We start from the raw sequence: 21,864 nt of genomic DNA, 5'->3' as shown, positions 1-21,864 counted from the left end.
GGGCTCGACGATCTTGTGAAGGCCGTGGGAAGCGCTCAGACAGGATTCGGAGGGTGCGGCGCGGCCACGTACCCTCTCCTGTTGTGCCGAATGCCAACCATGACCCCAGCAGTGCACTGAGCCAGGTGCAGCAGCGCGCGGTGAGCGAGCTGCTGCGCGTCTCGCCCGTCGCGGACGAACTCGCCCGCCGTTTTGAGGAGGCCGGTTTCACGCTGGCGCTCGTCGGGGGTTCGGTACGGGATGCCCTGCTCGGCAGGCTCGGCAACGACCTCGACTTCACCACGGATGCCCGTCCCGAGGATGTGCTCGCGCTCGTACGGCCCTGGGCGGACGCGGTGTGGGAGGTGGGCATCGCCTTCGGCACGGTCGGCTGCCAGAAGTCGGCACGCGTCGGGGATCAGGAGCAGAGCTTCCAGATCGAGGTCACGACTTACCGCTCCGAGGCGTACGACCGCAGCTCCCGCAAACCGCAGGTCTCCTACGGAGACTCGATCGAGGAAGACCTCGTACGGCGGGACTTCACCGTCAACGCGATGGCGGTGTTCCTGCCCGAGAAGCGCTTCGTGGACCCGCACGGCGGCCTGGACGATCTCGCCGGCAAGGTGCTGCGTACCCCGGGCACCCCCGAGGCGTCCTTCTCGGACGACCCGTTGCGGATGCTGCGGGCCGCGCGCTTCGCCGCTCAGCTCGACTTCGAGGTGGCTCCTGAGGTGGTCGCCGCGATGACGGCGATGGCCGAGCGCATCGACATCGTCTCGGCGGAACGGGTCCAGGGCGAGCTGAACAAGCTGCTGCTCTCCGCCCACCCCGTGAAGGGCCTGCGGCTCCTCGTCGAGACGGGGCTCGCCGAGCAGGTGCTTCCCGAGCTGCCCGCGCTGCGTCTGGAGAGCGACGAACACCATCGCCACAAGGACGTCTACGAACACTCGCTCACCGTCCTTGAGCAGGCGATCGACCTGGAGGATGAGGGTCCCGACCTCACTCTGCGCATCGCCGCTCTCCTCCACGACATCGGCAAGCCGAAGACACGGCGCTTCGAGGGCGACGGCCGGGTCTCCTTCCACCACCACGAGATCGTGGGCGCCAAGCTCGCCAAGAAGCGGCTCGCGGCGCTCAAGTACTCGAATGAGATGATCCGGGACGTCTCCCGGCTCATCGAACTGCACCTGCGCTTCCACGGCTACGGGACCGGTGAGTGGACCGATTCCGCGGTGCGGCGGTACGTGCGCGACGCGGGCCCGCTGCTCACGCGACTCCACAAACTCACCCGCTCCGATTGCACGACCCGCAATAAGCGCAAGGCCAACGCCCTGGCTCGGGCCTACGACGGTCTGGAACAGCGGATCGAGGAGTTGCAGGAGCAGGAGGAACTGGACGCGATCCGGCCCGACCTGGACGGCAACGAGATCATGGCGCTCCTCGATGTCAGCCCCGGTCCCGTGATCGGCAAGGCCTACGCCTTTCTCCTCGATCTGCGGATGGAGAAGGGGCCCCTCGGCAAGGAGGCGGCCGGCGAGGCGCTCAGGGAGTGGTGGGCCGAACAGTCGCGGTGAGGGGCTGTTGGATGTTTCACGTGAAACATCCAGCGATGTCCACCGGGATGTTTCACGTGAAACATCCGTCTCGGCCTCAGTTCGTCCGTGCCGGTACGCGGAGCGCACGCCCGGCGAGCGCGGCCACGCCCGCGTAGATCACCGCGACTCCCAGGACGAGGGGGACCGAGCGCCCGTCTCCCGGCAGCACGAGGGCCGAGGCTCCCGCGGCACCGACGAAGGCGACGTTGAAGAGCACGTCGTACACGGAGAAGACCCGGCCGCGGTAGGCGTCCTCGACCTCGGACTGGACCACGGTGTCGGTCGCGATCTTCGCGCCCTGGGTGATGACGCCGAGGAAGAAGGCGAGCGCCATCATCACCGCCTCGGCGAAGAAGGGACCGGCGAGCCCGACGAGCACCACCGCGAGGGCCGCGCAGCCCGCGATCCAGCCGAGCGGACCGAAGCGGCGGATCGCCCACGGGCTCAACAGTGCGGCGACGAAGAAGCCCGCCGCCGAGAGACCGAGGGCGAGTCCGAGCAGGGCGAGTCCGTCCTCCTCCGTCGTCGACCAGGCGTACCGGCAGAGCATCAGCACGGTCACGGTGAGGGCCCCGTAGCAGAAGCGCAGGAGGGTCATCGCGACGAGTGAGCGTGCCGCGGGACGGCGGGCGGGGGCTGCGAGGTGGCGCAGGCCTTGGAGGAGGCCCTGCGCGGCTGTGGCGAGCGCTGCGCGCACGTGGGCGCGGGGGAGTTCCTCGCGGCCCGGGCCCAGGGCGTCGACCGGGATACGGAGCGAGGTGGCCGCGGCGGCGAGGTAGAGCGCGGCGCCGAGCAGCAGGACGGCGGCGTCCGAGTCCCAGCCGAGTAGCCGGACGAGGAAGGCGAGACCGCCGCCCGCCGTGGCCGCGAGGGTCCCGGCGGTCGGGGAGAGCGCGTTGGCCACGACGAGTCGGGGGCCGTCGACGACCCGCGGCAGCGCGGCGGAGAGCCCGGCGAGGACGAAGCGGTTCACCGCGGTCACGCACAGGGCCGCCACGTAGAAGAGCCAGTCGGGGATGCGGGCGAGGATCAGGACGGCCGTGAGCGAGGCGAGCAGGACGCGCAGCAGGCTCCCGTAGAGGAAGACCTGGCGGCGCCGCCAGCGGTCGAGAAAGACGCCGGCGAAGGGGCCGACGAGGGAGTACGGGAGCAGCAGGACGGCCATCGCGGAGGCGATCTGACCCGGGGTCGCCTGCTTCTCGGGGGAGAAGACGACGTAGGTGGCGAGACCGACCTGGAAGACACCGTCAGCGGCCTGGGAGAGCAGCCGCACCGTGAGCAGGCGGCGGAAGCCTCCCAGCTTCAGCAGGAGACGGAGATCGGGGACGACAGCCATGCGGCACAGCTTCACATGCCTGGTAGGAAGCGCTGCGCGCGGTAGGGGGCGAAGAGTGGGCCCGAGGAGGGGGCCGGGAGAAGACCGGGAGACGATCGAGCGAAAGCGGGCTGGTCCCCCGGCGCCCGTGCTCGTCCACCCCTCCCCCGCACTATGGCGACGGACTACGGCGACGGACTACGGCGAAGGGGCCCGTACCAGCGCGGTACGGGCCCCTTCGCGGGCGCGGTCCCCGGTGCTCACCCCGGAGGGGAGGGCGGGCCGGAGGGAGCGTCAGTCGCTCAGCGCTCGACCTCGCCGCGGATGAACTTCTCGACGTTCTCGCGGGCCTGGTCGTCGAAGTACTGGACCGGCGGGCTCTTCATGAAGTAGCTGCTGGCCGAGAGGATGGGGCCGCCGATGCCGCGGTCCTTGGCGATCTTCGCGGCGCGGAGCGCGTCGATGATGACGCCGGCGGAGTTCGGGGAGTCCCAGACCTCCAGCTTGTACTCCAGGTTCAGCGGAACGTCGCCGAAGGCGCGGCCTTCGAGGCGCACGTAGGCCCACTTGCGGTCGTCGAGCCACTGCACGTAGTCGGACGGGCCGATGTGCACGTTCTTGGCGCCGAGGTCCCGGTCGGGGATCTGCGAGGTGACGGCCTGCGTCTTGGAGATCTTCTTGGACTCCAGGCGCTCGCGCTCCAGCATGTTCTTGAAGTCCATGTTGCCGCCGACGTTGAGCTGCATCGTGCGGTCGAGGACGACACCGCGGTCCTCGAAGAGCTTCGCCATCACGCGGTGCGTGATGGTGGCGCCGACCTGGGACTTGATGTCGTCGCCGACGATCGGGACACCGGCCTCGGTGAACTTGTCGGCCCACTCCTTGGTGCCCGCGATGAAGACGGGGAGGGCGTTGACGAAGGCGACCTTGGCGTCGATGGCGCACTGGGCGTAGAACTTCGCGGCGTCCTCGGAACCCACCGGCAGGTAGCAGACGAGGACGTCGACCTGACGGTCCTTGAGCACCTGGACGACGTCGACCGGCTGCTCGCCGGACTCCTCGATCGTCTCGCGGTAGTACTTGCCGAGACCGTCGAGAGTGTGGCCGCGCTGCACGGAGACACCGGTGCTGGGCACGTCGCAGATCTTGATGGTGTTGTTCTCGCTGGCGCCGATGGCGTCCGCGAGGTCGAGACCGACCTTCTTGGCGTCCACGTCGAAGGCGGCGACGAACTCGACGTCCTTGACGTGGTAGTCGCCGAACTGCACGTGCATGAGACCCGGGACCTTGCCCTCCGGGTCGGCGTCCTTGTAGTACTCGACGCCCTGCACCAGCGAGGCGGCGCAGTTGCCCACGCCGACAATGGCTACGCGAACCGAACTCATTCCGGTTGCTCCCTGTGTGATCTCTGAGTCCTATGAGAGCCGCGGTGCTGCGGTCTCAGGTGGGCGTGCCAGGCGAATCCGGCCGGGAGTCGCTCCCGGGCCGGGGCAGATCGCCCGGCGCTCCCTTCTGCCGCTCCGCGTCCCCCGGCCGGGAGGTCCGCAGGTCGCGGCCCACGCGCTCGCTCTCGATCAGCTCGTTGAGCCAGCGCACCTCGCGCTCCACGGATTCCATCCCATGACGCTGGAGTTCGAGGGTGTAGTCGTCAAGACGCTCCCGGGTGCGGGCGAGTGAGGCCCGCATCTTCTCCAGGCGCTCCTCCAGCCGGCTGCGACGGCCTTCCAGGACGCGCATGCGTACATCCCGGGAGGTCTGGCCGAAGAAAGCGAAGCGCGCGGCGAAGTGCTCGTCCTCGTAGGCGTCCGGGCCGGTCTGGGAGAGCAACTCCTCGAAGTGCTCCTTGCCGTCCGCGGTCAGCCGGTAGACGATCTTCGCGCGCCGCCCGGAGAGGGCAGTGGCGGGTTCGCCCGGGGCGGCAGCCGACTCCTCGGCCAGCCAGCCCCGCGCCACCAACGTCTTGAGGCAGGGATAAAGCGTTCCGTAGCTGAAGGCCCGGAACACCCCCAGTGAGGTGTTGAGGCGTTTCCGCAGCTCATAGCCGTGCATGGGGGATTCGCGCAGCAGACCGAGAACGGCGAACTCAAGGATGCCCGCACGTCGGCTCATCCTCTCCTCCTCCTTCTCCCGGACCGCCGTAGCGCGTCTTTATCTCGTGCTGATGTATCGACTCGATACATCAGCACGATAGAGCGGTGTCCTCGGGACGACAAGTGGGGGGCTCGTGACCGGCGTCACATCCCTGTGAGGATGGGAGCAAGTTGCCTGTTTTGGGGTGAACTTCGGAGTCTGTGCGTTGAGCCGATGCGTAGTCTGGGCGCCATGCTGTCCACCGGGAACCATGAGGCGCCCGGGAACGTCGTCGTCCCAGACGTAGTGCGCGCGAACCCGCTGAGGGCTCCGCGCCACGACGGGGGAACCGCTTCAGTCGCCGTTTCCAGGCGCGTAAGCCTGCGCCTGCCCGAGGAGTAGTCGTTCGATGAGCGAGCACCGTCGCAAACCGCCGCAGCCGGAAGGCGGCGGGCGGGCCGCGGCCCGACGCGCCCGTTCCGGGAATACGGGACGCCGCGCGACGCCCCGTGGTTCCGCCCCCTCTTCCTCTCACGGCTCACCCGGGGTGGAGCCGCCGTCGCACGGAGGTGGACGCGCCGAGGCCCGCCGCGCGGCCCAGCGCGGCAGCGGCGGCCGCCGGCGCGCGACCCCGGCGGCCGGCCAGGGCGGCGGCAGGCGCGGCGGCCCTCCGGCGAAGAAGCGGTTCATCGACTACCCGCGCGCGGGCAAGGACGGCTTCGGGCGCTGGCTTCCCTCGTGGAAGCTCGTCACCGGGCTCTTCGTCGCCTTCATAGGCGGGCTCATGGGCATCGCGGGCATCGCCTACGCGATGGTGGAGGTCCCCGACGAGGCATTGAGCGCCAGGGCCCAGAACAACGTCTACTACTGGTCCGACGGCAGCCAGATGGTCGCCACGGGCGGGGAGAGCCAGCGCAACCGGCAGATCGTCCCGCTCGACCAGATCGACAAGTCCATGCGCTACGCCGTCATCTCGGCGGAGAACAAGTCCTTCGAGACGGACAGCGGCGTCGACCCGATGGGCATCGGCCGCGCCCTCGTCAACATGGCCAAGGGCGGTCAGACGCAGGGTGGTTCGACCATCACCCAGCAGTACGTCAAGAACGCGGTGCTGGACGATCAGGAACAGACCCTGAGCCGTAAGTTCAAGGAACTGTTCATCTCGATCAAGGTGGGCACGACCAAGAGCAAAGACGAGATCATGGCGGGCTACCTGAACACCGCCTACTACGGGCGCGGTGCCTACGGGATTCAGGCCGCCTCGCGCGCGTACTTCGACAAGGACGCGGTCAAGCTCAATCCCAGTGAATCGGCGCTTCTGGCAGCCGTCCTCAAGGGCGCCACGTACTACGACCCGGCGGGCGTCGCCTCGGACAACCCGGCGAAGACGACCAAGGAAGCCAACACGATCCGCGCCACCCAGCGCTGGTCATGGATTCTCGACGAGGAGGTCAAGGACGGCCACCTCAGCAAGAGCGAGCGGGACAAGTACACCGAGCTGCCGAAGACGAAGCCCCCGCGGGCGAACAGCGCGCTCGGCGGCCAGGTCGGCTATCTCGTGGAACTCGCCAATTCCTGGGTGACGAGTCACAGCGAGGAAACGGGCATCACCCAGAACAAGCTGAATCAGGGTGGCTACCGGATCTACACGACCTTCAAGAAGGACCGGGTCAAGGAGCTGGAGAAGTCCGTCAGCAAGGTCTACAACGAGAACATCGACCCCAAGAAGCGGCCGAAGACGGATAAGCACGTCCAGTTCGGCGGTGCGTCGGTCAACGCCAAGACCGGAGCGATCGAGGCCATTTACGGCGGTACGGACGCCCTCAAGCACTGGTCCAACAACGCCGACGTCACCGGTGCCCAGGTCGGTTCGACCTTCAAGCCCTTCGTGCTCGCCGCCGCGATGGAACACGGGGTGCGCAATCCGAAGCTGGGACCCGACCAGGACGACTCGACGCGTCGGCCCGTCTCGCAGATGAGTATCTACAGCGCGAAGAACAAGCTGAAGATCAAGCAGTACAACGGGCAGATCTGGACCGACGAGAACGGCGACCAGTGGAACCAGTCGAACGACGGCAACGAGTCCTACAACGAGAAGGACAACTACCGCATCACTCTTCGTGAAGCGATGGAGCACTCCGTCAACTCCGCCTTCGTCCAGCTCGGTATGGATGTCGGTCTGGACAAGGTGAAGGACGCCGCCATCAAGGCCGGTATCCAGGACGGCCCCAACATCTTCGCGAGCAGCAACTACCCCTCGTTCTCCCTGGGTACCTCCTCACCCAGCGCGATCCGTATGGCGGGCGCCTACGCGACCTTCGCGAACGAGGGGGAGCAGAACGACCCGTACTCGGTGACCAAGGTGGAGAGCGAGAAGGGCACGCTCTTCCAGCACAAGAAGAAGAGCAAGTCCGCCTTCCCGAAGCCGGTCGCCGACAATGTCACCGACGTGCTCAAGAACGTCGTGGACAAGGGCACCGGTACCTCGGCCCGTCTTCCCGGCCGGGATGTCGCCGGCAAGACCGGTACGACCGACGGCAACAAGTCCGCCTGGTTCGTCGGGTACACCCCGCAGGTCTCCACCGCGATCGCCATGTTCCGCTTCGACGACAACGCGAAGAACAAGCAGCGCGAGTTCGAGAAGATGTACGGGACGGGTAACCAGACCTCGATCCACGGTGCCTCCTTCCCGGCCGAGATCTGGAAGGACTACATGACGCTGGCGCTCAAGGACGCGCCGGTCGAGAGCTTCCCGACGCCGGAGAAGATCGGCGAGGTCGTCGAGACGGTCGATGCGCCGCCTTCGCCGAGCACGAAGCCGTCGCCGAGCAACAGCCCGTCGCCTTCCGAGACGCCTTCGGAGTCCCCCTCCTCCGAGGCCCCGCCGAGTCCCTCGGTCACGGAGTCGGAGAACACCTGCGCCCCCTTCGACTTCAACTGCCAGCACGGCGGCGACAACCAGGGCGGCGGCGGTGACGACCAGGGTGGTGACAACCAAGGGCCGGGGCAGACCTCCGCGCCCCCCTCGCCCTCGCTGCCCGGTGAAGGAGATCCCGGGGACGGGGATGGGGACGGCGATGACAACGGCTGGTTCAAGCAATGACCCGGCCGCGAGGATGTTCCACGTGAAACATCGGTGACGTTCCACGGGGGACAGTGAAGGCGCGATGTTTCACGTGAAACATCGGAGAGCCGGATGTTCCACGTGAAACATGGGCAGCCCGCCCGACGCTCCACGAGGGCCGCGGTACCGACTTCCGGTACCGCGGCCCTCGCTGTCTTCCCGGCGCCCCTTCCCTGCCGTCAACCGCGGCTTCTGGTGGTCTGTGCGGCGTTCCCCGCTCTCGTCCGCCGCTTCCGGGCCGCCCCGCGGCGTTCCCCGCCACTGTCGCTCAGGGACGTACGGCAGGATGGCCGTCATGACGAGTACCCGCGTGCAGCAGTCCGGGCCGGTGCTACCCACCGAGGAGGACGCCGTCTCCGCTGAGGGCAGCGAACTGCTCGGCGGACCGGTGGGGCGCCATGCCCTGCTCGGCTCCACGTGGTGGACGCCCGTACGGGTCGTCGCGCTCGTTGCCCTGGGGCTCTTCGCGCTCGGCATGGTGCAGAAGATTCCCTGCTACAACGGCGGCTGGTTCTTCGGGGCGAACGCCCAGTACACGCACGCCTGCTACTCCGACATCCCCCACCTCTTCCAGGGGCGCGGCTTCGCGGACGGGCTGGTTCCCTACTTCGACCGGCTCGGCGGCGACATGGAGTACCTGGAGTACCCCGTGCTCACAGGCGTGTTCATGGAGGTGGCCTCCTGGCTCACCCCGGGCGGGGACGACCTCGTCCACCGTGAGCAGGTCTACTGGCTGGTGAACTCCGGGATGCTCATGATCTGCGCGGTGGTGCTCGCCGTGTGCGTCAGCCGCACCCACCGCCGACGGCCCTGGGACGGCCTGCTCGTCGCCCTCGCTCCCGCCGCCGCGCTCACCGCCACCATCAACTGGGACCTGCTCGCCGTCGCGCTCACGGCGGTCGCGATGCTCCTGTGGTCCCGCAAGCGCTCCTTCGGCTTCGGTGTCCTCCTGGGGCTCGCCACCGCCGCGAAGCTCTACCCCGTCCTGCTGCTCGGGCCCGTGCTGCTGCTGTGCTGGCGCACGGGCCGCTGGCGGGAGTTCGGCAAGGCACTGGCCGGTACGGCGGTCGCCTGGCTCCTGGTGAACCTCCCGGTGATCCTCCTGGCGCCCCAGGGCTGGGCGAAGTTCTACACCTTCAGCCAGGAACGCGGGGTCGACTTCGGGTCCTTCTGGCTCATCCTGTCCCAGCGGCTCAGCTCCCCGCCGAGCACCGACATGATCAACACGCTCGCGACGCTGCTCATGGTGCTCGCCTGCGCCCTCCTGGCCGTGCTGACACTGGCCGCTCCCCGCAGGCCGCGCTTCGCCCAGCTCGCCTTCCTCGTCGTCGCGGCCTTCATCCTCACGAACAAGGTCTACTCGCCGCAGTACGTCCTGTGGCTCGTGCCGCTCGCCGCGCTCGCCCGGCCGCGCTGGCGGGACTTCCTCATCTGGCAGGCCGGGGAGGTGCTGTACTTCCTCGGCATCTGGCTCTACCTCGCCTACACGAGCGGCGGGAAGGACGCGATGGGGCTCTCCCAGGAGGGCTACCACCTCGCCATCTGCTGTCACCTGCTCGCCACGCTCTACCTCTGCGCCGTCGTGGTGCGGGACATCCTGCTGCCCGAGCGCGACCCCGTACGCGCCTCCGGCGACGACGACCCCTCGGGCGGTGTCCTCGACGGAGCGCCGGACCTGCACGTGTACGGACGCGCCGCGAAGCCGGCGCACGACAGCGGCGGGACCTACACGGACTGGGGCAGAGAGCCGGAAGAGGGGTTCGTGGACGAGGAGCCGGGGCGCCGGGGCTGAGCGGCCGCCCCCAGGTACGGAGAAGGGCGCCCCCACCAGGGGGCGCCCTTCTCCGTACGCGAAGCCGTTCCGCGGACTTGTACCGACGAAGCCCACGCCCGAAGAGGGGCTCCGCGCCGCGCCGCCTCCGGGGAGCCGCGCGCTCAGTGCTCGACGAGCCGGTCGTACTGCGTCGTCGTGTGCCGCAGGTACGCCACCATCTCCTCGCCCACCTTCGGCTCGGGGGCGTCGGAGGGCACGAACAGTATCGAAACCTGCATGTGCGGCGGCTCGGCGAACCAGCGCTGCTTTCCGCCGTGGACGAACGGCGAGAGGTTCCGGTTGACCGTGGCAAGCCCGGCCCGTGCCACGCCCTTCGCGCGCGGCATCACGCCGTGCAGCGCCTTGGGCGCCTCCAGACCGACACCGTGCGAGGTGCCGCCGGCGGCGACGACGAGCCAGCCGTCCGAGGCCGTCTTCTGCTGCCGGTAGCCGAAGCGCTCGCCCTTCGCGACGCGGGTCACGTCCAGGATCGTGCCCCGGTACTGGGTCGCCTCGTGGTCACCCAGCCACAGCCGGGTCCCGATCCGCGCGCGGAAGTTCGTCTGCGGGAACTGCTGGCTCAGGCGGGCCAGCTCGTCCGCCGACACGTGGCTCACGTACATCGTGTGGAGCGGCAGCCGCGCGCCGCGCAACGCGTCCATCCACGCGATGACCTCCTCCACCGCGTCCGTGCCGTCGGTGCGGTCGAGCGGCAGGTGGATCGCGAAGCCCTCCAGGCGGACGTCGTCGATCGCGCTGCCGAGGGCCTGGAGGTCGCTCCGGGTCACGCCGTGCCGCTTCATCGAGGACATGACCTCGATCATCACGCGCGCGCCCACCAGAGCCCGGACGCCCTCCACGGAGGAGACCGAGCGGATCACCCGGTCGGGCAGCGGCACCGGCTCCTCGCCACGCCGGAACGGGGTGAGGACCAGGAGGTCACCGCTGAACCAGTCCTTGATCCTGGCCGCCTCGTACGTGGTGCCGACGGCGAGCATGTCGGAGCCGAACCGGGTCGCCTCCTCGGCGAGCCGCTCGTGGCCGAAACCGTAGCCGTTGCCCTTGCAGACCGGGACGATCCCGGGGAACTGTTCGAGGACGTGCTTGTGGTGTGCCCGCCAGCGCGTGGAGTCGACGTAGAGCGTGAGCGCCATTGGCCGGTCCCGGACCTTTCTTGTAGCTGTGTTGTGCAGGTGGGGGAAGTCGTGCCGCGTGGAACCCGGCGGGGGGACCGGCCGCGGCGGCGGACGGGGCGGTCAGCGCCGCGACATGTAGATGTCGAGGGCCTTGTGGAGCAGCTTGTTGAGCGGGAAGTCCCACTCCCCGAGGTACTCCGCCGCCTCTCCCCCGGTGCCCACCTTGAACTGGATGAGGCCGAAGAGGTGGTCGGTCTCGTCGAGCGAGTCGCTGATGCCGCGCAGGTCGTAGACGCTCGCGCCGAGCGCGTAGGCGTCGCGCAGCATCGCCCACTGCATCGCGTTCGACGGACGCACCTCGCGCCCGATGTTGTCCGAGGCGCCGTACGAGTACCAGACGTGCCCGCCGACGACGAGCATGGTGGCCGCGGAGAGGTTCACCCCGTTGTGGCGCGCGAAGTACAGGCGCATCCGATTGGGGTCCTCGCTGTTCAGTGCCTGCCACATGCGTTCGAAGTACGCCTGCGGGCGGGGCCGGAACTTGTCGCGGACCGCGGTGATCTCGTACAGACGCTGCCACTCGCCGAGGTCGTGGTAGCCGCCCTGGACGACCTCCACGCCGGCCTTCTCGGCCTTCTTGATGTTGCGCCGCCACAGCTGGTTGAAGCCCTTGTGGACCTCCTCCAGGGAGCGTCCCGCGAGCGGCACCTGGAAGACGTAGCGGGGCTGGACGTCGCCGAAGCCCGCGCCGCCGTCCTCGCCCTGCTGCCAGCCCATCCGGCGCAGCTTGTCGGCGACCTCGAAGGCGCGCGGCTCGATGACGTCCGCCTCGATGTCGCGCAGCCGCTTGACGTCCGGGTCCTGGATGCCCTGCTTGATCGTCGGCGCCTTCCAGCGGCGGATGACGACCGGCGGGCCCATCTTCACCGAGAAGGCGCCCTGCTTCTTGAGGTGCGCCAGCATCGGCTGGAGCCACTCGTCGAGATTCGGCGCGTACCAGTTGATGACCGGGCCCTCGGGCAGGTAGGCGAGGTAACGCTTGATCTTGGGGAGCTGGCGGTAGAGGACGAGTCCGGCGCCGACGAGCTGCCCGGTCTTCTCGTCGATCCAGCCGAGGCTCTCGGAGCGCCACTCCGACTTCACGTCTGCCCAGGCGGGGACCTGCATGTGGCTGGCCGCGGGCAGGCTCTGGATGAAGGCCAGATGGTGCTCGCGGCTGATGGTCCTCAGGGTCAGGCTCATTCGGGGCGCTCCTCGGGCTGGTGTGTCCCCATCGGTACAGGGCTCCGGCTCTCGCGCCGAAGCCTACTGCGCCTTTCCGGGGCGCTCGCTGGGCCGTGCCGCTCTCCGGTACGGGCCCGGAAGGGGTGACAGAGCCAGGCGGGGACTCCAGCGGGACGGCGTGCGCTGCTCCAGCCGGGCGACACAGGGACAAGGACGGGTCCATTCGTAGCGTGCCGATGAGGGCGCTTCGCGAGGCGACGGGGTGCCCCGCGTCGTACGACGAGCGGGGCGGGGGTACGGGGCAGGGGCCCGTCGTGGGTACGGCGGCGGTACGGGCGGGGGCCCGTCGTGCGTACGGGGATGGGGTGGACGTCCTTCGTACGGGCAGTCCGCGGCCCGTGGTGCCGGGGCTCCGCCGCTGGTGGACGGGCGGATTCCGGCGCCACGGGCCCTTCGGCTCGGGCGGACGGCGATGCTCAGCCGCCGATGACACCGCCGAAGAGACCGCCGTGGGCCATGCCGACGAGGAGCCCGATCCCCGCGGCGCCCATGCCGATGATCAACCCGAAGCGCTCCCGGGTGGTGGCGGAGATGTACTGCCCCCAGCCGCCGAGCGCGAGGCCGACGAGCCCAGCCCAGGAGCTGAGCAGGTGGAAGCTGTGGAAGAAGGACGAGATGAAGGCCAGGAACCCCAGCACGAGTGTGAGTGCGGTGAGGGTGTTCTGAAGGGGATGTGGCCGTCCGTCTCCGGAGACGAGCGAGTTCGCAGAGGGCTGATGTGCGGACGGGGGACGTATTGCCTGTGCCATCGGGCACCTCCTGACGGGACCGGCGCCCTGTAACGCCGGTCACATCCGTTCTGTACAGATTGCGTCCCCTCGGGGCCGGATTTCAACCGGAAGCCGGTGTGCGGGTACTGTGTACCGTCTGCGCCGGTGTCTGTCCGGCCACCCGGACGGCCCTCCTCTTCGGCGGAGGGCGTGTTGTCAGTGGGGCCCAGTACCGTCGCTACGCATGAACAACCCTCCTGCCACGGATTGTCCGTGGCCGCTGAGTCCGAAGGAGGTGGGTTACCTATGCGTCACTACGAGGTGATGGTGATCCTCGACCCCGATCTGGAAGAGCGCTCTGTCGCTCCCCTGATCGAGAGCTTCCTCTCCGTGGTCCGTGAGGCCAACGGGAAGGTCGAGAAGGTCGACACCTGGGGCCGTCGTCGTCTGTCCTACGAGATCAACAAGAAGCCCGAGGGGATCTACTCGGTCATCGACCTCCAGGCCGAGCCCGCGGTCATCAAGGAGCTCGACCGTCAGATGAATCTGAACGAGTCGGTCCTCCGGACCAAGGTCCTCCGTCCCGAGACCCACTGAGCGCTCTGGCTCAGGGACTCGCGGACGTCGAGTAGCCACGTACCCGCCAGAGCACATTCCGCCGAGAGGTACATCGCATGGCAGGCGAGACCGTCATCACGGTCGTCGGCAATCTTGTCGACGACCCGGAGCTGCGCTTCACCCAGTCCGGTGCGGCCGTCGCGAAGTTCCGCGTCGCGTCCACCCCGCGCACCTTCGACCGGCAGACCAACGAGTGGAAGGACGGCGAGAGCCTCTTCCTCACGTGCTCGGTCTGGCGGCAGGCCGCGGAGAACGTAGCGGAGTCGCTTCAGCGCGGCACCCGCGTCATCGTTCAGGGCCGGTTGAAGCAGCGGTCCTACGAGGACCGTGAAGGCATCAAGCGCACGGTCTACGAGCTGGACGTCGACGAGGTCGGCGCCAGCCTGCGCAATGCCACCGCCAAGGTCACCAAGACCAGCGGCGGGGGCGGACGCGGCGGCCAGGGCGGCTACGGCGGAGGCCCGCAGGACGGCGGCTGGGGCGGAAACCCCGGCGGCGGTCCGCAGCAGCCGCAGCAGGGCGGCGGCGGTGCACCCGCCGGCGACCCCTGGGCCACCGGCGCTCCCTCCGGCGGAGGGCAGCAGGGTGGCGGCGGCTGGGGTGGGAACTCCGGCGGCGGTGGCTACTCGGACGAGCCCCCCTTCTAGGACCCTCGGGTCCCGGGGTGGGCCTTCCCACTTCTTGATCACACAGGAGAAACACCAATGGCGAAGCCGCCTGTGCGCAAGCCTAAGAAGAAGGTCTGCGCATTCTGCAAGGACAAGGTCACGTACGTGGACTACAAGGACACGAACATGCTGCGGAAGTACATTTCCGACCGCGGCAAGATCCGTGCCCGCCGCGTGACCGGCAACTGCACCCAGCACCAGCGCGATGTCGCCACGGCCGTGAAGAACAGCCGTGAGATGGCGCTGCTGCCCTACACGTCCACCGCGCGCTGAGAGAGGGTGACCATCGCATGAAGATCATCCTCACGAACGAGGTCTCCGGTCTCGGTGGCCCCGGCGAGGTCGTCGACGTCAAGGACGGGTACGCCCGTAACTACCTGGTCCCGCGCGGTTTCGCGATCCGCTGGACCAAGGGTGGCGAGAAGGACGTCGCGCAGATTCGTCGCGCGCGCAAGATCCACGAGATCGCCACGATCGAGCAGGCCAACCAGATCAAGGCCGAGCTGGAGGGTGTCAAGGTCCGCCTTGCGACCCGTTCCGGCGAGGCCGGCCGTCTGTTCGGTTCCGTGACCCCGGCCGACATCGCCTCGGCGATCAAGGCCGCGGGTGGCCCGAACGTGGACAAGCGCCGCATCGAGCTGACGACGCCGATCAAGTCGCTCGGCGCCCACGAGGCGTCCGTGCGTCTGCACCCCGAGGTGGCCGCCAAGGTCAACATCGAGGTTGTCTCCGCCTGAGCGTCTCGCTGAAGCAGCGAAGGGGCCGCACCACTCGTGGGTGCGGCCCCTTCGGCGTGTAGGCGGCTGCGGCAGCCCGTACGAGCCCCGGGATGTTTCACGTGAAACATCCCGCGCTGCCGGGCTCGCGATGTTTCACGTGGAACATCCGCGCCGGTTCAGCGGCTCGCTCCGGTGACGACCCAGCGCCCCGAGCGGGAGCGCAGCCAGAGGGTGAGCATCCGGACTGCCATCATGAGCGCCATCGCTCCCCACAGCGCCGTGAGACCGCCGCCCCACACGGGGACGAGCAGCGCAACGGGTGTGAAGACCGCGAGGGTGAGGATCATCGCGACGGCGAGGTAGCGCCCGTCGCCCGCCCCCATCAGCACCCCGTCGAGGACGTAGACGATCCCGCAGACGGGCTGGACGAAGGCGACGACGAGCAGGGCCGGGAAGGCGGCGTCGTGGACGACGGAATCCCCGGAGAAGAGCGGGATGTACAGGGGGCGTCCGGCGATGACGAGCGCGCCGAGGACGATGCCGGAGGTGATGCCCCAGTGAACCATCCTGCGGCACACGGTTCTGGCGCCCTCGGCGTCGTCCGCTCCGAGGTAGCGCCCGATGATGGCCTGTCCCGCGATGGCGATCGCGTCGAGGGCGAAGGAGAGCAGGCTCCACAGCGACAGCACGATCTGGTGCGCGGCGATGTCGGCATCGCCCAGTCGCGCCGCGACGGCCGTCGCGATCATGAGGATCGCGCGGAGCGAGAGGGTGCGGACGAGGAGCGGGGCCCCGGCGCGGGCGCTGTTGTGTATCCCCGCGAGGTCGGGGCGGAGCGAGGCGCCGTGGCGGCGTGCGCCCCGTACGACCACGTAGAGGTAGACGAGGGCCATGCCGCACTGAGCGATGACCGTGCCCCAGGCGGAGCCGGCGATGCCGAGGCCCGCCCCGTACACGAGCACCGCGTTGAGCACCCCGTTGGTGAGGAAGCCGCCCACCGCGACGTAGAGCGGTGTCCGGGTGTCCTGGAGGCCGCGCAGGACGCCGGTCGCCGCGAGGACGATGAGCATGGCCGGGATGCCGAGGGCGGAGATGCGCAGGTAGGTCGTGGCGTACGGGGCCGCGGTGCCGGAGGCGCCGAAGATGTCGACGAGCCAGGGCGCGGCGGGTACGGCGAAGGCGACGACCAGGAGCCCCAGGAGCAGGGCGAGCCAGATACCGTCGATGCCCTGGCGCAGGGCGGCCGAGAGATGACCCGCGCCGACGCGTCGGGAGACGGCGGCCGTGGTCGCGTAGGCAAGGAAGACGAAGACGCTGACCGCCGTGGTGAGGAGTGCGGAGGCGACGCCGAGACCGGCGAGTTGCGGGGTGCCGAGGTGGCCGACGATGGCGCTGTCCACCATGACGAAGAGCGGTTCCGCGACGAGGGAGCCGAAGGCCGGGAGCGCGAGGGCGATGATTTCGCGGTCGTGTCGGCGCGCGGTGGCGCGGGACTGCTCGGGAGGGCGGGTCATGGATTCAATCTAATCTTCCACAGGTAAGAGACGCAAAGCTCTGCGACCCTTACGGAAGGCCGGGGAGGGCTCGCGCGAGGGTGTCCGTTTTCGTGATCTTGGGCCACTCGGGAAATTTTTTCTTCCCCACAGGCGGTGGATGAGGAAACACCAGGTCAGATCGGGTACTCGGGGAGGGGGTCGGGCTTGTTCACAGAGCTTTCCACCGGCTCATGCACAGGTTCGGGCGAGTTCTCCACAGCTCTGGGCTGGTTATCCACAGCGCCTGTGGATAACCAGATTGGCTGACGGTGCCGACGGGCCTAACGTTATGCGGCGCCCACCGTGCGGCGGCGCGTGGAACGGCACGGCAAGGGTCCGTTTCACGGACGTGAGGAGGAGGCCCGGTGAGCATTTCCGAGCCCTTGGACGATCCCTGGGCCGAGAGCGGGCCCGGTGACCGACTGCCCTCCTCGCGCAGGCGCCGCGAGGACGACGACCGAGGCGGCCGCGCGGACGGGCCGGGCGGGCGAGGGGATCAGGCTCGCGGCGGCCAGGGACGCGGCGAGCAGGGGCGGGGCGAGCGCCACGACCGGGGCCAGGAGGGCGGCGACTGGGACGGTCCTGCCGCCTTCGAGCGCGTCCCCCCACAGGACCTCGACGCCGAGCAGTCGGTGCTCGGCGGCATGCTGCTCTCCAAGGACGCCATCGCCGACGTCGTCGAGATCCTCAAGGGCTCCGACTTCTACCGCCCCGCGCACGAGGTCGTCTACCAGGCGATTCTCGACCTGTACGCGAAGGGCGAGCCCGCCGACCCGATCACGGTCGCCGCCGAGCTGACCCGGCGCGGCGAGATCACCAAGGTCGGTGGCGCCCCGTACCTGCACACCCTCGTGCAGACGGTGCCGACGGCGGCCAACGCGGAGTACTACGCCGAGATCGTCCACGAGCGCGCCGTGCTGCGCCGGCTCGTCGAGGCGGGCACGCGCATCACGCAGATGGGATACGCGGCGGACGGCGACGTCGACGACATCGTCAACAACGCGCAGGCCGAGGTCTTCAAGGTCACCGAGCAGCGCACGAGCGAGGACTACCTCCCCCTCGGCGACATCATGGAGGGCGCGCTCGACGAGATCGAAGCGATCGGCTCGCGCAGCGGCGAGATGACCGGCGTCCCGACCGGCTTCGCGGACTTCGACGCGCTGACCAACGGACTCCACCCCGGGCAGATGGTCGTCATCGCGGCCCGTCCCGCGATGGGCAAGTCCACGCTCGCGCTCGACTTCGCGCGAGCGGCATCGATCAAGAACAACCTCCCGAGCGTCATCTTCTCGCTGGAAATGGGCCGGAACGAGATCGCGATGCGTCTTCTCTCGGCCGAGGCGCGGGTGGCTCTCCACCACATGCGGTCCGGCACGATGACGGACGAGGACTGGACCCGCCTCGCGCGCCGGATGCCGGAGGTCTCGGCGGCACCGCTCTACATCGACGACTCGCCGAACCTGTCGATGATGGAGATCCGCGCGAAGTGCCGACGGCTCAAGCAGCGCAACGACCTCAAGCTCGTCGTGATCGACTACCTCCAGCTCATGCAGTCCGGTGGCAAGGGCCGCGCCGAGAGCCGCCAGCAGGAGGTCTCGGACATGTCCCGAAACCTCAAGCTGCTCGCGAAGGAGCTGGAGATCCCGGTGATCGCGCTCTCGCAGCTCAACCGTGGACCCGAGCAACGTACCGACAAGAAGCCGATGGTCTCGGACCTGCGTGAGTCGGGATCGATCGAACAGGACGCCGACATGGTCATCCTGCTGCACCGCGAGGACGCCTACGAAAAGGAGTCCCCCCGCGCCGGCGAGGCCGACCTCATCGTCGCCAAGCACCGCAACGGCCCGACCGCGACGATCACGGTCGGCTTCCAGGGCCACTACTCACGCTTCGTGGACATGGCGCAGGTGTGAGGGGAGGTCATGTAGGGTCTCAGATTTCGTGGCCAAATCTCAGGACCGATGGCCAAGTGATGGCAGATTGGCCACAGTCCTGAGACTGGCAGGTCAGGCCGCCTCGATGAGTACGACCACCGGTTCGGGATCACCGCTGAACTGCCTGTCTCGGAGTGGGAGGGCCACGACCCCGAGACTTTGACCTCCGAGCAGTTCGAAAAGGTCTGGGGCCCTGCCCGGCGGCAGATCGCATCCCGGCCCCGCTGATCTCTCGGACCTGTGGGGACTTCTTGGCATCATCGCGACATGACCCCGACCCTTCCCCGCACCGTCCGAGCCGTTGACACCGCTCAGCTCCTGGACCTGGCCCAGGAGGCCGCCATGCACGGCTTCAGCCAGCGGCTCCCGGTCGACTGGCTCCAAGAGCACCTTGCCGCAGAGGCGACGCACTACCTGGTCCCTACGATCGTGCAACACCTCAGGCACCGACCCGACATGCCGCAGCAGTGGAGGTGTCGGCAGCTACTGACCGTCAGGACCGGTGAACAGATCTGGGGTCTCCTCGACATCCTCCCCGACACCTTCGACAAGATCCCGGAGACCTTGGACGCGGCGTCCAAGAAGGACATCGTCACCCGCCTCGGGCAAGCCGTGACCCAGCGCGAATGGTCAGAGCGTATGAGTCCTGAGGAAATGCCACGGAACTGAGACTCCGGCACGCGGACAGGAGCTGAGACAGATCAGAGGCCCGCTGGTCAGAGCAGTGCTCTATGACACGAGCCGCGAGATCCTACAGGTCAGGACAGCCATGCCCAGTCGAGCACGGCGGCCAGGTTTTCTTCTGCGAAACGGAGAGCTTGTGGTGGTGCTCGGTCGCGCAGCCGTCCCTGAATTCGAGCGGGTACGTGGTGTCGTCAGGGCGCACGACCTGGATGTTCCCGTCGCTGTCCGCGTCCTCAGGGTGTGGCTGCCGTCGCGCCGGAGGGTGGTCGGCATCCTGCCGATCGTCGACTCGGCGGGCCTTTTCACCTTGGTGCCGAACTCGTCGCTCGCCCTCAGCAGGCGCGATTCTCCGGCACGGCTCTGGCACCGGCCTCGTACGCGGCCGGGGAGCCGGTTTTCGGGGATTGACCACGGTCTCGCAGCCGCTGGTGTCCACGACGATCCGGTGTCGCATGGCCGCTCGCTGCCGATGGGGATGCCGGGCCTCAGCCCGAGGGCGTTCATCGGCCGTTCGGCACTCGGACGGCGGGTTTCCGTGCCGTCAGGTGGCCGATGCGGTCTCCCGGTCTCCCGGTCTCCCGGTTTCTCGGGCTGAGGCCGCGACCGCCGCGAGGCGGCATCCCTCGGGCCTCCATGTGAGCGCTGACAGCGTCCTCGCAGCCTCGGGAACGCACCCCGCCATCGTTCAGGCGGTAGGGGCGCGCCACGCGATGAACGCCCCGGCGGTGCGGACCGGAACGGTGGTGGACGCGTCGCGTTCGGTGGCGAGGACGACGTCCTCCTCGTAGCCCGCGCTCCGGCCCACTGCCAGCCGGGCGTCGACCTCGTCGGCGAAGGCCCGGGCCGTCTCGTCCCGCCGGCGGTACGGGAAGACGTGTGTGCCCGCCTCCACCGCGGTCGTCACCGGCGTGGTGAACGACAGTCCGTCGACGATCACGAGGCACGCGGCTTCCCGCGCGACGCGGCCCCCGCCGACGGGGGCCTGCTCGAACCGCACCCAGACCCGCCTGCGTGAACCACCCGCTCATGAGCGGAGAACGTGCCAGATCGCGGCTGGAACGCGCCCGCGGACGGGAGCAGGCCGGACCGGCCCCTCGGACCGGCTCCGTAAAGCGCCGGAGGACCGGTGCCCGCGCTGTTGTGATCCGGACGGACGATGCGCGGAGGTTGCGGAGCGGGCGGTAGGAGGGCGTGGCGCCGCTCTGGCAGAGGCGGGGTGGCGGCGGGTGACCGTGCGCCGGGCCGAGTACGTGCTCGCGGCGAGGAGGCTGCGACAGTCGGGGTGGCGGACGGGTGCCGCCTGCTGCCGTGGCCGGTCCTCGTACGGCCGCCCGGAGTGGCCGGAGCAGTACTGGCGCAAGGCGAATCCGCCGGGGAGGGGCTTCGAGGGCGCGCTGGCGGTGGACCTCGGCTGCTGCGGGGCGCTGCCGCGGCGGCTGCGCGAGGTACTCGACCGGCTCGAAGCGAGCGACGGGCGGCGCCTGCGGAAGGAGGCCCTGCGGTGGTGCGCGGGGACACGGCGCACGTCGGCGCCGCACGTCGCGGGCCTCGCTTCGCCCGGTGTCCCCGTAGTGCCGACGAGAACACCGAGCGAGGTCTTCGAGGCCCTGTGGCCGCGTCGCCGACTGGGCAGGGTCACCTTCTTCGACGGAGCGCCGCGGTCGTCGCGCACCCTTTCGTGAGCTTCGTCGTCGCCGCGCAGACCACCGGCGAGTGGTACGGGCCCGCCGCACTGCCCCGCTGCGCGACGCCTGCCTCGAACCCTGGACCGGCGCGGGCACGAGCAGCGCCGGACCGCGTCGTGTTCTCGGCCTCGCCTCGCGACTCTGCGTGACCAGTCGGCCACGTCCCTGGGATATCTCTTTCCTGGAACACCGACGGGAGAGGGAAGTCGCAGGCACAGGGACGTTCGCTGGCCGGACTCGTTGGTGGGGCCCGGTTCTGACGACGCGGGGGAGAGACTTCCGGGATGAGTGAAGTCATTCTGATGGCTGATCCTCGCGTGGCGGCGATACCCGTGCGCGAGTGCGGTGAACCGCTCGTCGATGTGCGCGCGGGCGGTGAACTGCGCGTCGACACGCGGAAGGCGGCGGATGCGGCGGGGTCGTTCGCGTACCTGCGGGAAGGGGTGCTGGAGCGGCTGCTCGCGGCGCAGCGGAGCCTTCCGGAGGGCGTACGGCTGCTGCACGTCGAGGGATACCGGCCACCCGCTCTCCAGCGGAGCCACTTCGATGAGTATGCGGAGGAGTTGCGTGCCGAGCACCCGGAGTGGCCCGCCGACCGGATCAGGACGGCCGCGAGCCGGTACGTGTCGCCGCCCGAGATCGCCCCGCACAGCGCGGGCGCCGCCGTGGATGTCACGCTCGCGGACGCGGAGGGGCGGGAACTCGACCTCGGCACCCGCATGAACGCGAGCCCGGAGGAGAGCGACGGGGCCTGCTACACGGACGCGGGGAACGTCGGCGCGCAGGCGCGCGCCCACCGGGCGCTCCTGAGCGCCGCGCTGCGCGGCGCCGGGTTCGTCAACTACCCGACCGAGTGGTGGCATTGGTCCTACGGCGATCGCTACTGGGCCCTGATGACGGGTGCGGAGGCGGCGCTGTACACGGCGCTGGAGCGTGCGGGCACGGACTGAGCCTCCGGGAGGGGGGCCACCACGACGCGGTCGTGCGCGCGGCGT

General features: G+C 69.1%; 19 protein-coding genes. 11 read left to right on the top strand and 8 right to left on the bottom strand.

Annotated elements, in window-relative coordinates; translation table 11 throughout:
* Positions 1–83: 83 nt before the first annotated feature.
* The gene (locus ACQYWQ_RS15150) at positions 84–1,553 is read left to right on the top strand and encodes a CCA tRNA nucleotidyltransferase (protein WP_431035166.1); all 1,470 of its coding nucleotides are present in this window, start codon (positions 84–86) and stop codon (positions 1,551–1,553) included.
* Positions 1,554–1,629: 76 nt separating this feature from the next.
* Here ACQYWQ_RS15150 and ACQYWQ_RS15145 read toward each other — a convergent pair whose 3' ends face one another.
* The 3 genes from ACQYWQ_RS15145 to ACQYWQ_RS15135 form a co-directional block, all read right to left on the bottom strand.
* Positions 1,630–2,910 (bottom strand): MFS transporter, encoded by a 1,281-nt coding sequence (locus ACQYWQ_RS15145; RefSeq protein WP_431035164.1) that lies wholly within the window; start codon positions 2,908–2,910, stop codon positions 1,630–1,632.
* 281 nt (positions 2,911–3,191) lie between these two features.
* Positions 3,192–4,274 carry an inositol-3-phosphate synthase gene (locus tag ACQYWQ_RS15140; RefSeq protein ID WP_431035162.1) on the bottom strand — a complete coding sequence of 361 codons (1,083 nt, stop codon included), beginning with the start codon at positions 4,272–4,274 and terminating at the stop codon, positions 3,192–3,194.
* A 55-nt stretch (positions 4,275–4,329) separates the two neighbouring features.
* Positions 4,330–4,998 (bottom strand): PadR family transcriptional regulator, encoded by a 669-nt coding sequence (locus ACQYWQ_RS15135; RefSeq protein WP_431035161.1) that lies wholly within the window; start codon positions 4,996–4,998, stop codon positions 4,330–4,332.
* A 370-nt stretch (positions 4,999–5,368) separates the two neighbouring features.
* Between ACQYWQ_RS15135 and ACQYWQ_RS15130 the strand changes: the two genes are divergently transcribed.
* Together ACQYWQ_RS15130 and ACQYWQ_RS15125 are read left to right on the top strand one after the other, a co-directional pair.
* Positions 5,369–8,062: a transglycosylase domain-containing protein gene (locus tag ACQYWQ_RS15130; RefSeq protein WP_431035159.1), complete on the top strand. Its 2,694-nt coding sequence runs from the start codon at positions 5,369–5,371 to the stop codon at positions 8,060–8,062.
* A 307-nt stretch (positions 8,063–8,369) separates the two neighbouring features.
* The gene (locus ACQYWQ_RS15125) at positions 8,370–9,875 is read left to right on the top strand and encodes a glycosyltransferase family 87 protein (RefSeq protein WP_431035157.1); all 1,506 of its coding nucleotides are present in this window, start codon (positions 8,370–8,372) and stop codon (positions 9,873–9,875) included.
* Positions 9,876–10,018: 143 nt separating this feature from the next.
* Here ACQYWQ_RS15125 and ACQYWQ_RS15120 read toward each other — a convergent pair whose 3' ends face one another.
* The 3 genes from ACQYWQ_RS15120 to ACQYWQ_RS15110 form a co-directional block, all read right to left on the bottom strand.
* Positions 10,019–11,050 (bottom strand): alanine racemase, encoded by a 1,032-nt coding sequence (locus ACQYWQ_RS15120; RefSeq protein WP_431035156.1) that lies wholly within the window; start codon positions 11,048–11,050, stop codon positions 10,019–10,021.
* A 102-nt stretch (positions 11,051–11,152) separates the two neighbouring features.
* On the bottom strand, positions 11,153–12,274 hold the full coding sequence (locus tag ACQYWQ_RS15115; RefSeq protein WP_431035155.1) for a lipid II:glycine glycyltransferase FemX: 1,122 nt from the start codon (positions 12,272–12,274) through the stop codon (positions 11,153–11,155).
* A gap of 458 nt (positions 12,275–12,732) precedes the next feature.
* Positions 12,733–13,065, bottom strand: a complete 333-nt coding sequence (locus tag ACQYWQ_RS15110) for a hypothetical protein (protein ID WP_431035154.1) — start codon at positions 13,063–13,065, stop codon at positions 12,733–12,735.
* Positions 13,066–13,332: 267 nt separating this feature from the next.
* On the opposite strand from ACQYWQ_RS15110, the gene rpsF reads away from it, so the two are divergent.
* The 4 genes from rpsF to rplI all read left to right on the top strand — a co-directional run bounded on the left by rpsF (position 13,333) and on the right by rplI (position 15,049).
* A complete protein-coding gene (rpsF, locus tag ACQYWQ_RS15105; protein ID WP_431035153.1) occupies positions 13,333–13,623 on the top strand; it encodes a 30S ribosomal protein S6 in 291 nt (96 codons plus the stop codon).
* A gap of 77 nt (positions 13,624–13,700) precedes the next feature.
* Positions 13,701–14,291 (top strand): single-stranded DNA-binding protein, encoded by a 591-nt coding sequence (locus ACQYWQ_RS15100; RefSeq protein ID WP_431035152.1) that lies wholly within the window; start codon positions 13,701–13,703, stop codon positions 14,289–14,291.
* 57 nt (positions 14,292–14,348) lie between these two features.
* Positions 14,349–14,585, top strand: a complete 237-nt coding sequence (gene rpsR, locus ACQYWQ_RS15095; RefSeq protein ID WP_008746874.1) for a 30S ribosomal protein S18 — start codon at positions 14,349–14,351, stop codon at positions 14,583–14,585.
* Between the two features lie 17 nt (positions 14,586–14,602).
* Positions 14,603–15,049, top strand: a complete 447-nt coding sequence (gene rplI, locus ACQYWQ_RS15090) for a 50S ribosomal protein L9 (RefSeq protein ID WP_030996087.1) — start codon at positions 14,603–14,605, stop codon at positions 15,047–15,049.
* Positions 15,050–15,207: 158 nt separating this feature from the next.
* On the opposite strand, the gene ACQYWQ_RS15085 is transcribed toward rplI, so the two are convergent.
* Complete coding sequence (locus ACQYWQ_RS15085; RefSeq protein WP_431035150.1) at positions 15,208–16,545, bottom strand: MATE family efflux transporter; 1,338 nt, start codon at positions 16,543–16,545, stop codon at positions 15,208–15,210.
* Between the two features lie 386 nt (positions 16,546–16,931).
* Here ACQYWQ_RS15085 and dnaB point away from each other — a divergent pair, with 386 nt between their 5' ends.
* Complete coding sequence (gene dnaB / locus ACQYWQ_RS15080; RefSeq protein WP_431035148.1) at positions 16,932–18,479, top strand: replicative DNA helicase; 1,548 nt, start codon at positions 16,932–16,934, stop codon at positions 18,477–18,479.
* 288 nt (positions 18,480–18,767) lie between these two features.
* A complete protein-coding gene (locus tag ACQYWQ_RS15075; RefSeq protein WP_003949413.1) occupies positions 18,768–19,169 on the top strand; it encodes a hypothetical protein in 402 nt (133 codons plus the stop codon).
* Positions 19,170–19,869: 700 nt separating this feature from the next.
* Here ACQYWQ_RS15075 and ACQYWQ_RS15070 read toward each other — a convergent pair.
* Positions 19,870–20,181: a hypothetical protein gene (locus ACQYWQ_RS15070; protein WP_431035147.1), complete on the bottom strand. Its 312-nt coding sequence runs from the start codon at positions 20,179–20,181 to the stop codon at positions 19,870–19,872.
* A gap of 229 nt (positions 20,182–20,410) precedes the next feature.
* Between ACQYWQ_RS15070 and ACQYWQ_RS15065 the strand changes: the two genes are divergently transcribed.
* On the top strand, positions 20,411–20,866 hold the full coding sequence (locus ACQYWQ_RS15065) for a hypothetical protein (protein WP_431035145.1): 456 nt from the start codon (positions 20,411–20,413) through the stop codon (positions 20,864–20,866).
* Between the two features lie 287 nt (positions 20,867–21,153).
* Complete coding sequence (locus ACQYWQ_RS15060; protein WP_431035144.1) at positions 21,154–21,819, top strand: M15 family metallopeptidase; 666 nt, start codon at positions 21,154–21,156, stop codon at positions 21,817–21,819.
* Positions 21,820–21,864 lie beyond the last annotated feature (45 nt).

Source organism: Streptomyces sp. P6-2-1 (genome assembly GCF_050613165.1).
Classification (GTDB): domain Bacteria; phylum Actinomycetota; class Actinomycetes; order Streptomycetales; family Streptomycetaceae; genus Streptomyces.
The sequence above is the reverse complement of the archived record's forward strand: the minus strand, read 5'-3'. Positions and strand labels throughout refer to the sequence as shown.

Coding starts and splice junctions, on each gene's coding strand:
- ACQYWQ_RS15145 (WP_431035164.1), bottom strand. CDS start 2,910: ATGGCTGTCGTCCCCGATCTCCGTCTCCTGCTGAAGCTGGGAGGCTTC.
- ACQYWQ_RS15140 (WP_431035162.1), bottom strand. CDS start 4,274: ATGAGTTCGGTTCGCGTAGCCATTGTCGGCGTGGGCAACTGCGCCGCC.
- ACQYWQ_RS15135 (WP_431035161.1), bottom strand. CDS start 4,998: ATGAGCCGACGTGCGGGCATCCTTGAGTTCGCCGTTCTCGGTCTGCTG.
- ACQYWQ_RS15130 (WP_431035159.1), top strand. CDS start 5,369: ATGAGCGAGCACCGTCGCAAACCGCCGCAGCCGGAAGGCGGCGGGCGG.
- ACQYWQ_RS15125 (WP_431035157.1), top strand. CDS start 8,370: ATGGCCGTCATGACGAGTACCCGCGTGCAGCAGTCCGGGCCGGTGCTA.
- ACQYWQ_RS15120 (WP_431035156.1), bottom strand. CDS start 11,050: ATGGCGCTCACGCTCTACGTCGACTCCACGCGCTGGCGGGCACACCAC.
- ACQYWQ_RS15115 (WP_431035155.1), bottom strand. CDS start 12,274: ATGAGCCTGACCCTGAGGACCATCAGCCGCGAGCACCATCTGGCCTTC.
- ACQYWQ_RS15110 (WP_431035154.1), bottom strand. CDS start 13,065: ATGGCACAGGCAATACGTCCCCCGTCCGCACATCAGCCCTCTGCGAAC.
- rpsF (WP_431035153.1), top strand. CDS start 13,333: ATGCGTCACTACGAGGTGATGGTGATCCTCGACCCCGATCTGGAAGAG.
- ACQYWQ_RS15100 (WP_431035152.1), top strand. CDS start 13,701: ATGGCAGGCGAGACCGTCATCACGGTCGTCGGCAATCTTGTCGACGAC.
- rpsR (WP_008746874.1), top strand. CDS start 14,349: ATGGCGAAGCCGCCTGTGCGCAAGCCTAAGAAGAAGGTCTGCGCATTC.
- rplI (WP_030996087.1), top strand. CDS start 14,603: ATGAAGATCATCCTCACGAACGAGGTCTCCGGTCTCGGTGGCCCCGGC.
- ACQYWQ_RS15085 (WP_431035150.1), bottom strand. CDS start 16,545: ATGACCCGCCCTCCCGAGCAGTCCCGCGCCACCGCGCGCCGACACGAC.
- ACQYWQ_RS15075 (WP_003949413.1), top strand. CDS start 18,768: ATGACCCCGACCCTTCCCCGCACCGTCCGAGCCGTTGACACCGCTCAG.
- ACQYWQ_RS15060 (WP_431035144.1), top strand. CDS start 21,154: ATGAGTGAAGTCATTCTGATGGCTGATCCTCGCGTGGCGGCGATACCC.